The sequence below is a fragment of the Sinomicrobium kalidii genome, assembly GCF_021183825.1.
Taxonomy (GTDB): Bacteria; Bacteroidota; Bacteroidia; order Flavobacteriales; family Flavobacteriaceae; genus Sinomicrobium; species Sinomicrobium kalidii.
The window spans coordinates 4,252,569-4,265,532 of the sequence record NZ_CP089211.1; the positions used below are offsets into that span (position 1 = coordinate 4,252,569).

Below are 12,964 nucleotides of genomic sequence, written 5' to 3' on the forward strand. Positions count from 1 at the left end.
CGTTTATCATTTTGGTCTTAGTTAGATATCTATGATTAAACCTTTTTGGATTTATTTAAGAGTTTTTTATTAAATTGGGGAACTGTTTTTAATAGTTACATTCTTATTGACAACAATACCTCGCCTGCTGGAAATTCACAGTTTAAAGTCCTCTCTTCGCCCAGTTTGGATAAGGTATGGATTTACAATAAAAGGTATAGAATGATTATAATCTATACCATTGTATTTAATTTAGAGAAACATTCTGCTAAATGAGAATTGGAAGAAATGATACATGCCCATGTGGGAGTGGATTGAAATACAAAAAGTGTTGCATGAAAAACAATTCAACATCAGATATTCCACAAAAGGAATTCTCGGTAGATGAAATTATATCATCTCTGGAAATAGGCTTAAAAAATATTAATTCCGTTAACAGTAAGGTTTCAAGTATTTCTATAAAGCAGATAAAAATACTTAATGGAAAAGTATTGGAGTGTCAATTTTATGCAGAATCGGAGAATTCAATTGATATTAAGATTGAAATTAGTTCTGTAATGGGAGTTCTTCATGGCTTTTTTAAGGATGATTCATTCAAAAATATTAGACTTGATTATTATGCAGTTAGAGCATACGATAAATCAGATGTTGAAATAATGTACGCTATTTCAACTAAAGAGTCAGCTGCGTTAATTGGGAATGGGAAAGCAATTGACTGGATGAAATCTACAATATTTCAAGAAAATACAAAAGATTACAGATTAACAATGGCTAAACGACAAATTTCTGAAATTGAAAATGCTCTAAGGAAAGTTATTGTAGATAGGTTGTCATCAAAGCATGGTCCTAATTGGTTTAGATTATCATTAGGCAGTAAACTCTTTGAAAATATCAAAGGAACTTATGAAAATCAATTTGGTGAAGAAATTGAAGATGGTAATGTTCTGATAGAGTATACATTTGTTCTGCAGTTAAAGAAAATAATCTGCACGAATTGGAAAGACTTCTCAGATTTATTTGCAAATAAGATTGAGTTTGAAAACATTATTGTAGAATTAAATGAGATCAGAAGAGAAGAAGCTCACAATCGCGATGTTTCCACAGTTCATTTGGATAGGCTTAAAAAAATATATGAGTTTATGCTTCTTGGGATAACTGACAAATATCCAGGAATAATACCAACTTATTTAATAGATAACTGGAAAATTCAATTAAAAGAAATCATGCTTCCAAAACCAGACTTACCATATTCTGATTCGGAGGTGCTTAATGAAACAAATCAACAATTGAAGCTTATAAAATTGGTGACAAATCTCCAAAGTCTAATAAATCATATAAAAGATAAAGAAGAAAAGGTTAAAAGTGTTGTTGTCCCTATTCAGAAGAAAGAAACTCATGATCAACTTTTAGCGATTCTTTTGAATTATAGAAGACTGCATGAAGAGTTACTGGAAAGTGGAAAAACAGGTGTTTTATCGGTTGTAGAGAGTAAACAAAAAGGCATAGACAAGTACCGTAAAAGATTATATGAATTCTCAGAAAAATATGTATTTGAAGAAGCCTGATAATGAACCAAATGAATTACATTCGATCATAAAACATTGTGCGGATTATGCCAAATTTCCCTTTTGTTCTCATTCCAAGGGACTTCCAGATCGGATGACTGGGCTGAGGGAACCGTATTTACAGTTATTACATGATCAATATCACTAGCGTCCTGTTAAAATTTGAAACATGACACATATATTACTGATTACAAACACAATAAACATGTTTTAAAAGTAAACGGACTTAAATTTTTCTTTGGTAGTTATTTGCCAAAATTCAAAATTCCTATTTTACAAACCACTTAAAATCAAACACATTTATAAGTCCAATAGATCTGAATATTAATTATCTGATTTTTATGGGACACTAGTGGATCAATATACTTAAATAGTGGGGATATTGAGTCACCGGCTATTGGCCAATAGTTAGACCTTCCCGTTCTGGAAAATAAATAGATGCTTGCCTTTGGCTTCCGAAACCTTATGCATAAGTATTTGCCATGGTGACGCTACATCATTAATTACCCGCGATGCAAAAGAAAGCTTGCCGGAAGCGGTTCCTATAGAGTAGTTTTTGGCTATTCGACGGGCAAATGTACAGGGGAAACATTTGCCGGGAATGGCATGGAGAAAACCCGGGTGAAGCGGGGAAGGAGATTTCACTCCAGAACTAAATAGTTGTGGAAAATACCGCCATAGAATATGATCAAAAATTGGTTTAGAAGTAAAGGAATTTCTACAAAAAAGACAATTAACAAACGCTTAAAATATTATTAACCGTAGCATCATTGAAGCATTTGTACTGTAGTATATTTTTGTTTCAGGAACTTCTACTTGCATAGATTAAAACTTTTGCGCAGTCGTCCCTGATTCCAAAATAGAAATTTCTTGAGCAATACCAAAGCAGATATTAATTCGGATTCATTTAAACAACTTCTGGAAAACAATAGTTCCGGTGCTTTTGAACTCTTGTTCAAATTGTATTACGACAAGTTGTACCACATAGCCAAAAGCTATGTCAGAAACGAACAGGATGCCGAGGAGATCGTGCAGGATGTTTTCCTGAAAATGTGGGAAAGAAGGAATAATAAGGAAGTCTGGACGAATAATTTTCTGTATACCATCACCAAAAACGCATGTTTAAATTATTTGAAGCACCAAAAAGTTGTTGTTGAGAGGGCCAGGAATTATTACGACAAACAACTTTCGGATCCCCTGAGATTCATTACCAATGAGGCCGCTTCCCGCCTCATGGAAGAGGAGCTGGAACAAAAGATCCGGGAAAGTATGGCGGCACTCCCGGAAAAACGAAGGGCGGTTTTTGTCAAAAGTCGTGTTGAAGGAATGAAAAGCCAGGAAATAGCCCGGCAACTGGGTATTTCCAAAAGAACAGTAGATACGCATATTTACATGGCTTTAAAACACATGAGGTTTCAATTAAAGGAATTTTTCTCCGTATTTTTTTAATTTTTTGTCCTTCCCGCTACGTAACCCGTTCCGTTTGGTTGTTTATATAATAGACACACCGTTAGGAATGGGTATGAAAGAAGAACAATTATTCAAATATTTCAGGGGGGAAACATCCGAAGAGGAAGAACGCGAAATATACCGGTGGTATTCTTTCTCCAAAGCGAATGAAGACCGTTTTTACAAGACCAGGGTAAAATACATTGCTTCCTCGTTTGAAGAAACTTCTCAGAAATCGGATGTGGAAGTAAAATGGGAGAAATTTCAGGCCTTAAAGGTGGCCAGGACAGAAAAGAAAAAAAATCTTTCAAATACATATAATTTTCTGCGATATGCTGCCCTGTTGGTACTCCTGGTCGGATCGGGATATATTGTGAAGGAGGTAGTTCCGGACCGTTCCGGTGATACGGCTAACATCCCGGAAGGAGCGATCACACTTCAACTGGCCGACGGGGAAATTAAAGTTCTGGAAGAGGGGAGAACTACCGATATTGCAAACAATCACGGGCAGATAGTTGGGAAGCAGCACGGGGACATGTTGATATCTCCCCATGCGACATCTTCTGTTGCCGGTGATGAAGAAATTGCTTTCAATACCTTAAAAGTACCTTATGCCAAAAGGTTCCGCCTGATACTATCCGACGGTTCTGAGGTTACTTTGAATGCGGGGACGTCCATTACTTATCCTACCGTTTTTCATTCGAACAAGATCAGGCAGGTTTTTGTACAGGGAGAAGCTTTTTTCGAAGTGGAAAAAGATTCGAAACGCCCTTTCGTGGTAAGTTCGGGGGATATGAACGTCCGGGTCTTAGGGACCAGGTTCAATGTTTCCTCTTACCCGGAAGATGAAAATATCAAAACGGTGCTCGTAGAAGGAAAAGTGAATGTCTATAAAGAAGAGGAAAGGTATGATAAGAACACGGCAGTAGCGCTGGAGCCCGGACAAATGGCAGTCTGGGACCGGCAACAGCGCAGCGTTTCCCTGGAAGAGGTAGAAACCGATATGTATACGGCATGGATCAATGGAAAGATCGTTTTCAAACATACACCCTTCCCCGATATTGTAAAAAAACTTGAACGTCACTACGACGTGAACATTACCAATAGAAATCCTGCTTTTACCGAAGAGTTTTTTACTGCCAGTTTTGATGTGGAGACTATAGAGCAGGTCATGGAAACCTTTAAAAGAGGTTATGGTCTGGAATACAGCATACAGGGAAAAGAAATTATCATAAAACCATAAAAAAAGAAGCCTATGTACATATTTTAAAGATAACTTCAGAACGGTTGTATACCGGTAGTATCATGTAAAAAAAATCGGAAAATGCGCGAACATTTTCCGATGGATTAAAACGTGATTAAAACATTAACCACTTTAAATGCACCTCAAAAATATGAAAAAACTATGTAAGTCCGAAGGCGTGTTCCTTTTTTGGCTTAAGATTGACTTGAAAATGAAACTAACACTACTCATATTAATGGTTTCCCTTTGTCAAATCCACGCCGGTTCTTCCTACGGGCAGAATGCCAAAGTCACTTTATATGTGAACAATGTATCCCTGGAAAGTGTCCTGGAACAGATCGAGTTACAGACCGATTACAAATTTATATATAAGGACAGGGACCTGGATTACAACCGGAAAGTATCCATAACCGTCAAAAAGGAAGCCTTATCCGGTGTGTTGGACCGGCTTTTTCAAGGGTTACCGATCGACTATGAAATTTTCGAGACCCAGATCATACTGAAACCGAAACCGGTGCAGCCGGAAACAGATCGACCCGTTAATGAAAAACAAGATGGTGTAGCGGTTTCCGGAAAGGTTTCCGACGAATCGGGAGTTCCTTTGCCCGGGGCCAGTATTGTGGAAAAAGGGACAGAGACCGGGACCACAACGGATTTCGACGGTAATTTTTCCCTGGAGGTGGGCAGTGAGGATGCCGTGCTTGTCATTTCGTATATGGGTTTTGCTACACAGGAAGTTCCGGTGAAAGGGCAGCATAACATGATGATTTCGTTGGCAGAGAATGCCGCGGGGCTTGAAGAGGTTGTCGTTATAGGCTATGGTTCCGTAAAGAGAGCAAATCTCGGCGGTGCCGTATCCACTATTGATGCGGAGGCATTCGAGTCCCGTTCTGTACTTAATGCCGCCAATTCCCTGCAAGGTGTTGCTCCCGGCCTTACGGTGATCCGCAACGGAGGGGCTCCGGGAAATAATCCGACGATCCGGATACGGGACATCTCTTCCATTAACGGCGGGTCTCCCCTGGTGCTTATTGACGGTGCGGAAGGGGATCTCAACCTTCTGAATCCCGAAGATATTGAAAATATTTCGGTACTGAAGGATGGTACAGCGGCGATTTACGGGGCAAGAGCGGCCGATGGCGTTATCCTGGTCACTACAAAAAGCGGTAAGAAGAACCAGGACTTGAAGATCCGCCTGGAAACATCTTACGCCATAAAGACGCCGGCATTGTTAAAGCGGCCTGCAAACCTGTATGAACACGCTGCCATGGGACTGGAAATTACCGACGGGTCTTTTCCGACAGAATATACACAGGAGGAACTGGATCTCATCAGGCAAGGCAGCGAAGAAGTGATCACCGGGTCCAGATGGGGACGATGGTCCAATTATGCCAAATTCTATAAAAATCAGGATTGGAACGACCATGTCATAGGTAACGGAAACCTTCAGAAATACAACGTGGAGTTTTCCGGTGGCGGAGAAAAATATTCCTATATGGTTTCTTTGGGAACCGTTATGGAAGACGGATTGCCCAAATTCGGTGTGGACAGGAACAAAAGGTATTTTGCCCGCATCAACAGTACCATAGCATTGCGGGAAAACCTGGAATACGATATTAATTTGTCTTACCAGGCCAATGACCGCAACTTTTCTTCGGTATTGGGCTACGGGCAGAATGTATGGGAGCTGATCTACAAAACCCGCAGTTGGGCACCGGTATATAACCCTGAGGGGAACTTCTATGTTTTCGAAGGTTTTGATAACCCCGCCCAGGTATTGGAAGAAGGGGGGAATACAGAGGCCACCACGGGCAATTTTACGTTGAACAATCAACTGTCATGGAAGGTTACCGATGAGCTTAACCTGGTAGGGCGTGCGGTGATCCGCAAAAGTGACGGAGATGAATATATCGTACAGAAAAGGATCTATGAATACAACTGGGAGAATGTACAACACAGGGTGGCCAGGTCACCCAACAGTGCAGAACGCAATTATTCCAAAACCCTGTACAAGAACTTTACGGCTTATGCCGATTATAAAGGACAGTTTGGCAAGCATACCATAGGAGCGATGGCAGGTACCGCCCATGAATCCTCCAGTTACGATCGTTTCTGGGCCAGGCGTATAAACTTTGATCAACAGGAGGCCATGCCGGTTAACCTGGGAAGTTCTGATAACCAGGAAGCTTCCAGTACGGGAAATGCCTGGACCATCAATTCCTTTTTCACAAGGCTGAATTACGGGTTTGCAGACAAGTATTTGTTCGAAGCGACACTTCGTGCCGATGGCAGTTCAAGGTTTGCTTCCGATTCCCGCTGGGGATATTTTCCGGGTGCCAATATCGTATGGCGTGCCAGTGAAGAGTCTTTCGTAAAAAATCTCAATGTATTCGACGATCTGAAATTAAGGGCTTCTTACGGTGAAATGGGCAACCAGTCCGGGATCGGTGAATATGACTACATAGAACTGATTACCATAAGTGATTCCAGTTATCCTTTTGGTAATGGCTTGCTCGGGCAAATGGCAAGGCAATCCAACCTGGTTTCTGCCGACCGTACCTGGGAAACCATTATTTCCAAAAACATAGGGCTGGATTTCAGTATGTTGAATAACCGGTTGTACGGGTCATTGGATTATTTCCGGAAAAATAACAGGAATATGCTCGTTCCTGTTTCGTATCCTTCCATGCTGGGCATAACAGCCCCTCCCACCAACAGCGGGAAGCTGGAGGTCCGGGGATGGGAGTTAAACCTGGGATGGCGCGATCGTATCGGGGATTTTAACTACAGTATACGGGGCAACCTGAGTGATGCCATGAATAAAGTGGTCAGCAGGGTAGGGAACAGCCTTATCACCCTGGGGCTCAACAGTGCTCCGCAGGGGTATTCCACAAATTCCTATTTCGGATATGTTTTTGATGGCATTATTCAGAACGAGCAGCAACTGGAGGAGTACCGGCAACGTTTCCCGAATGAAGGAATCGTTCAATCACAGGTAGGGATAGGAGATGCGATGTACAGGGACCTGGACGGTGATGGCAGGCTCACCGTACTCGGAGATGGCAATCCCGGGAGCGGTGATGTCAGATACCTGGGAGACACCAATCCGAGATACAATTTCGGGATCAGTCTGGCAGCGGATTACAAGGGCTTTGATTTTAGTACCCTTATACAGGGCGTGGGGAAAAGGACCATGTTCCTGGAAGGGGAAGCGGGCATGCCGTTCTCACAACCCTGGTATCAATCCGCATCCTACTGGTACGGCAAAACCTGGACACCCGAACGAACTGATGCCCGTTACCCGGCGATCACCTCCACTGATAAACGACACTACAATTATTATGTCTCTACGAATACCAGGCATAATGTGGCTTATGTCCGGATGAAAAATCTCCAGGTGGGATATACCATTCCGGAAAAACATACGCAGAAACTCAAGATAGATAAAATAAGAGTTTATTTCAGCGGAGAGGACCTGTTTGAATTTCACAATGCTCCCGGGGGATGGGATCCCGAAGAAAACGGCAGTTATGTGACCTATCCTTTTACCCGTAGCTATGCCATAGGGGCCAGTTTTGTCTTTTAACTTTTTAAAATGAAAAATCTTATGAAAAGATATATAACAATAGCATTAAAAGCGATTCTTGTGATGGTAATGGTATCCGGTTGTCAGGATATCGATTTATCTCCTAAAGATGCGTTGGATGACAGTCAGTTCTGGAAGGGGCCTGAGGATTACGAAAAGGCGGTAAACCAGCTATACAGTACCATGGAGACCATAATCTACCCGGATGAGGACAGTGACATATCTTACAGGTTAGGGCCAAGCGATATAAGCAACGGAACATGGAGTGCCCCCAATGACGACAGTGACTGGAGTGACAGGTTTACCGATTTGCGGGATTGTAATAAGATTATCGAAAAGAGCGAATCCTATGAAGGGGATTTTGCGGCCATTGAGCGCTATGTAGCCGAGGCCCGTTTTTTCCGGGCCTATAATTATTGGCGGTTATTGCGAAAATTTAACAGCGTTCCCTTAATCACTACGATCCTTGATACCCAATCGCCGGAGTTGTACAGTGAAAGGGCACCGCAAAGCGAGGTCGAAGATTTTATACTCACCGAGCTGGAAAGCATAGCGGAGAGCCTCCCGGAACAGAGTGAACTTACTTCCGACGAGTTGGGGCGGGTAACGCGGGGAGCAGCGCTGGCACTCAGGGCCAGGGTAGCTCTTTTTGCCGGAACCTGGGCCAAATACCACGAACACCGATCGGACTATACCGGGTTACTGGATATTGCCATAAATTCGGCAAACCGGGTGATACAAAGCGGGGAATACAGCTTGTATGAAGGGGCGGGGGAGGAGAGTTACAGGAAACTCTTTATTGATGACGGAGACGATTCTCCGGAAGGAATTTTGGATAACCGTTATGAGCTCAATGTACGGACGCATTCTACCGGAAGCTCAGTGTACTGGGGATGGCGCGGTTCACCGACCAGAAAACTGGCGGATATGTATCTCAGCAAAAGCACGGGATTGCCCATAGAAGATCCGGATTCCGGTTTTATGGGATATGACCGTATAGCCGATGAATTTGAAGGACGAGACCCCCGTATGCGGCAGACCATTCTGGTGCCGGGAACCACCTTTCAAAGTCCCGAAGGCCAATTCACCTGCGTAGCGGATTTTTCCGTACGCCCGGAAACCCGTACGGGGTATAAATTGTGGAAGTATATGTCTGAAATAGAAGTTGCGGGGTCGGGACAAACCACCTTTGATGTACATATTATCCGGTATGCAGAAGTATTGCTTATCCTTGCTGAAGCCACTTTTGAAAAACAAGGAGCTATAAGTGACGATTTACTGGATGCTACGATTAACGTCATCCGGAACCGGGAAGGAGTGGAAATGCCGGGGCTCACCAATAGTTTTGTTCGTGAAAACGGGTTGGACATGCAAACAGAGATACGTCGCGAACGTACAATAGAACTGGCCTTTGAAGGCTTCAGACGGGATGACCTGAGGCGGTGGAGAATAGCGGAGACCGAGTTAAGAGGAGCTTTGAAAGGGATAAAATACGAGGGCACGGAATACGAAGAGCTGGATGTCCTGGAAGACGGAAATCCCGGTTTGACGGATGAAAACGGTTTTTTGATCGTAGAACCGGCAGACAATCGTTTTTTTGAGGCGCCGAGACATTACTATTACCCGGTACCTCTAAACGAAATTGCCCTGAATCCACAACTGGCGCCGAATAATCCCGGTTGGGAATAGCGTGTCAAGTTAAAAGGAAATCCGGGAGATCATTATCGACTCCCGGATTTTACCAGTAACCAGAAATACGACCATGTATGAATTGTAAATTACGGAAAGTAAAGTTGCGGAAGTTCCTTATGGTATTCGGGTGGGTTATGATGATAACCGGCACGGTAAAAGCACATGAACGGGATTTTCCTGTCAACAATGCGGGAGATAGTCTTTACGGCCACCGCTTTGTAACCTTGTGTATCATGATACGGACAAGTCCCTGGGAAGTCTCCAGGGATGTTAAACTACATCCCAGGGATGAATCGGACTGGCATACCCTTGAAGGGGTAAGAGCCCTGCGGGAGGCTTTTGCCAAAAACAATCCGGATGGACGTTTGACCTGGGGGTTTACACTTAACGCCCTGGAAGACCCGCGGGAAAACTATAAACAGATCAGGGAATACGTCGTTCAATGTCAAAAGAAGTTCGGCGATGAAGTCACATATTTCCCTGGATATTTCCCGGCCATGTACCTGCCCAGAGAACGCATAAACCGTGAGATGTCAGAAGCCATAAAAGGTATTAGCGATATGGTAGGCAACGGTTACAGGCCCCAATCCGTGATCGGTGGTTTTTTGTCTGCCGATAACCTGAAATACCTGGCCGAAGAGGAAGATATTCACGTGGCCCATGCTACCATCTGGAGCCAGCACAATATAGACGGAGGCGGAGCAGACGGTTCACCTTCTTACCCTTTTTATCCTTCTGCCGAGCACTTTTGTAAACCCGCCCAGGGGAAGAATGATTTTGTAGACTGTGTGAACCTGGACGGCTGGACGATGGATTTTATCTGTGCCCGTCGCAGTGGTGCCATGGGGCATGGTATCGAGGGATATAACAGCAGGAGAGGCGTCGGTCCTATTGAGACCTATAAAGGGTGGGGGCTCGACCTGGGACATCGTGAAGTGATGCATACCCAATCCATCCATTTTGACAGGGGCTTCGAACTGAATGGTTTCGGATGGGTGACCAATATCTGGGAAGCCCAGCTGGTACATGAGTTTGGTCAGGAGTTTATAACCAGGGCCATGGAAAAGTGGGTAAGCGATACCAAAAAGCACTGGCCGGATACACGCTTTGTTTCTTTCGGGGAATTCGGTAATCTCTGGCGGGAAGCACATAAAACCAATGATGATTGGGACTACAGGTTTGAGGAAAGAGGCTCCGGCCTGGGAGATTCGTATAATAACCTGGAGATCAAATGGTATATGAATAAGGAGTTTCGTCTGGCCCTCCTGCGCGATTGGCATAAAAGATCTGATCCGTATAAGGTCATCGATTTTACCCGTTATGATATTCCTGCCCGGGAACCGGGGGATCCGTCGCCGGGAAATCCGGTAAAAGACTGGAGTTTAATGAATGTGATCAATCAGAAAGGCTTACGTTCGCAGGATACTCCCCGCTTACTTGAAGAACTGGCACCGGATGACCAGAAGTTGATCGGGAAACACTATCCGGAACTGTTTGATGACTAACTTTAATCTATAAAAGAAATGTTTAAACCTAATGTAATGCAAGCTGTTTCAGGGTTGCTTATGACCGTAATGTGCTGGGGCAGTCTGATGGCCCAGACGGCAACGGGCTTTGTGTATATCGATAAAAATGAAAACGGGAAGAGGGACCGTAACGAAAAAGGGGTTCCGGATGTCTCGGTAAGTAATGGTATAGAAGTCGTAAAAACCGACTCCAGAGGAAAGTATAAACTCCCCGTCGGTGATGATAATATTTTGTTTGTCGTAAAACCGTCAGGCTATGGAGTTCCCGTTGATGATAATATGCTTCCCCGGTTTTACTATATACACAAACCCAAAGGATCTCCGCAGGAGATGAAATACCCGGGGGTTGCTCCCACGGGAAGATTACCGAAAAAAGTGAATTTCGGTTTGATACCGCAAAAGGAACCAAACAAATTCCGGGTGCTGGTATTCGGTGATCCCCAGGTGTATTCCCAACAGGATATCGACTGGTTCCGAAAGGGGATACTGGAAGAAGTAAAGGAGGTAAAGCATGTATCTTTTGGAATCAGTCTGGGGGATCTTGTGGGTGACAATCTCCACCTGTTTGACGATTATATTAAAGAAATGAAAACGTTGGGCATTCCGTGGTACAATATGGTGGGGAATCACGATCTGAATTTCGATACCGGTACGGATAAGTTTTCGGATGAAAGTTATGAAGCCCGTTTTGGGCCGGCCAATTATGCCTTTGAGTACGGAAAAGTACATTTTATAGTGCTTGACGATATCCTGGTTCCCGATCCCCGGAAAGGCAGCGGGTATTGGGGAGGTTTACGTCCGGATCAGCTGGAATTTGTAAAAAATGACCTGGCACATACCGATCCTGATAAACTTATTGTTTTGGCCTATCATATCCCTATGGGAGGGCGGGGATTCCGCGAAGCGGACAGGATAGAACTTTTCAGGCATTTGAAAGATCACCCCAATGTCCTTATGATGTCGGGACATACCCATTTACAACGGCAGAATTTTTACGACCAGGAAGATGGCTGGCTTCACGAGGGTAAGGTGCATGAATACAATGCCGGAACGGCCTCGGGCGACTGGTATTCCGGAGAACTGGATGATAATAATGTTCCTTATGCCACGATGAGGGACGGTACGGAAAAGGGGTATGCTTTTCTGAATCTGGATGGAAATACCTATACCATAGACTATAAAGTAGCCGGGAAACCTGAGGACTACCGGATGAGTGTTTTTGCTCCGAAGGTAGTAGGATACCGCAGGGATACTACATTTGATGTCTATGTAAACTTTTTTATGGGGGCAGAAGACAGTAAGGTGGAGTACCGCATTGGTGACGGTTCCTGGACCATCATGAAACGTATCCCCTCTTTTGATCCGCTGTATTACGAGTCTTACCGTCGTTGGGATTATATTGATGAGCTGGTGCCCGGCAGGCGTCCGTCAGGCCCGGTAACGTCCTCTCACTTGTGGAAAGGGGAGATCACCACGGAATTGCCGATAGGAGCATCTACCCTGTATATAAGAGCAACCGATCTTTTCGGGCGTGTTTTTACTGCGGAAAAATCAATCCGGGTAGCACAGCCCAAACCTCTGCCTGAAGTGAAATAAAGAATTATAAGAACCACATTGTTTTCTTCATTTGGTTTAGTTTGTATTTAGTGAATCATCCCGGTCAACTGCCGGGATGATTTTTAGGTATTGAGTGACAAGAAGATATGGTGGCTTTTTTTGTTTTGTAGTAATGAAATTTTATTTGACAGCAAAGGCGGCGGCATACGGGTGAAAGTTCCGTCATATATTGTATAATTTCACAATTTTAGGGGAAAGTGACCACTGCCTTTTTAAAATAATTCTTTGGCGTTTGAAAATACTTCTGATGGCCGGGGTAACTTCCTGCAAAACACTTGTCAAATCATAAAAAAATTGTAAAACAGGA

7 protein-coding genes are annotated in these 12,964 nt (G+C 43.7%); all 7 read left to right on the plus strand.

All coding sequences use genetic code 11. The features are described 5' to 3' along the window. The first annotated feature begins 251 nt into the window (after positions 1–251). The 7 genes from LS482_RS17370 to LS482_RS17400 all read left to right on the plus strand — a co-directional run bounded on the left by LS482_RS17370 (position 252) and on the right by LS482_RS17400 (position 12,636). A complete protein-coding gene (locus tag LS482_RS17370; RefSeq protein ID WP_302849317.1) occupies positions 252–1,544 on the plus strand; it encodes an SEC-C metal-binding domain-containing protein in 1,293 nt (430 codons plus the stop codon). An 870-nt stretch (positions 1,545–2,414) separates the two neighbouring features. Then, complete coding sequence (locus LS482_RS17375) at positions 2,415–2,993, plus strand: RNA polymerase sigma-70 factor (RefSeq protein ID WP_233028781.1); 579 nt, start codon at positions 2,415–2,417, stop codon at positions 2,991–2,993. A 67-nt stretch (positions 2,994–3,060) separates the two neighbouring features. Then, the gene (locus LS482_RS17380; RefSeq protein WP_233028782.1) at positions 3,061–4,236 is read left to right on the plus strand and encodes a FecR family protein; all 1,176 of its coding nucleotides are present in this window, start codon (positions 3,061–3,063) and stop codon (positions 4,234–4,236) included. Positions 4,237–4,447: 211 nt separating this feature from the next. Further along, positions 4,448–7,822: a TonB-dependent receptor gene (locus LS482_RS17385; protein WP_233028783.1), complete on the plus strand. Its 3,375-nt coding sequence runs from the start codon at positions 4,448–4,450 to the stop codon at positions 7,820–7,822. Positions 7,823–7,843: 21 nt separating this feature from the next. Then, positions 7,844–9,511 (plus strand): RagB/SusD family nutrient uptake outer membrane protein, encoded by a 1,668-nt coding sequence (locus tag LS482_RS17390; protein ID WP_233028784.1) that lies wholly within the window; start codon positions 7,844–7,846, stop codon positions 9,509–9,511. A gap of 77 nt (positions 9,512–9,588) precedes the next feature. Further along, entirely contained in the window at positions 9,589–11,019 is a 1,431-nt protein-coding gene (locus LS482_RS17395) for a DUF3863 domain-containing protein (RefSeq protein WP_233028785.1), read from the plus strand. Positions 11,020–11,055: 36 nt separating this feature from the next. Further along, the gene (locus LS482_RS17400; RefSeq protein WP_233028786.1) at positions 11,056–12,636 is read left to right on the plus strand and encodes a calcineurin-like phosphoesterase C-terminal domain-containing protein; all 1,581 of its coding nucleotides are present in this window, start codon (positions 11,056–11,058) and stop codon (positions 12,634–12,636) included. Positions 12,637–12,964 lie beyond the last annotated feature (328 nt).

Coding starts and splice junctions, on each gene's coding strand:
- LS482_RS17395 (WP_233028785.1), top strand. CDS start 9,589: ATGAATTGTAAATTACGGAAAGTAAAGTTGCGGAAGTTCCTTATGGTA.
- LS482_RS17380 (WP_233028782.1), top strand. CDS start 3,061: ATGGGTATGAAAGAAGAACAATTATTCAAATATTTCAGGGGGGAAACA.
- LS482_RS17390 (WP_233028784.1), top strand. CDS start 7,844: ATGAAAAGATATATAACAATAGCATTAAAAGCGATTCTTGTGATGGTA.
- LS482_RS17370 (WP_302849317.1), top strand. CDS start 252: ATGAGAATTGGAAGAAATGATACATGCCCATGTGGGAGTGGATTGAAA.
- LS482_RS17400 (WP_233028786.1), top strand. CDS start 11,056: ATGCAAGCTGTTTCAGGGTTGCTTATGACCGTAATGTGCTGGGGCAGT.
- LS482_RS17385 (WP_233028783.1), top strand. CDS start 4,448: ATGAAACTAACACTACTCATATTAATGGTTTCCCTTTGTCAAATCCAC.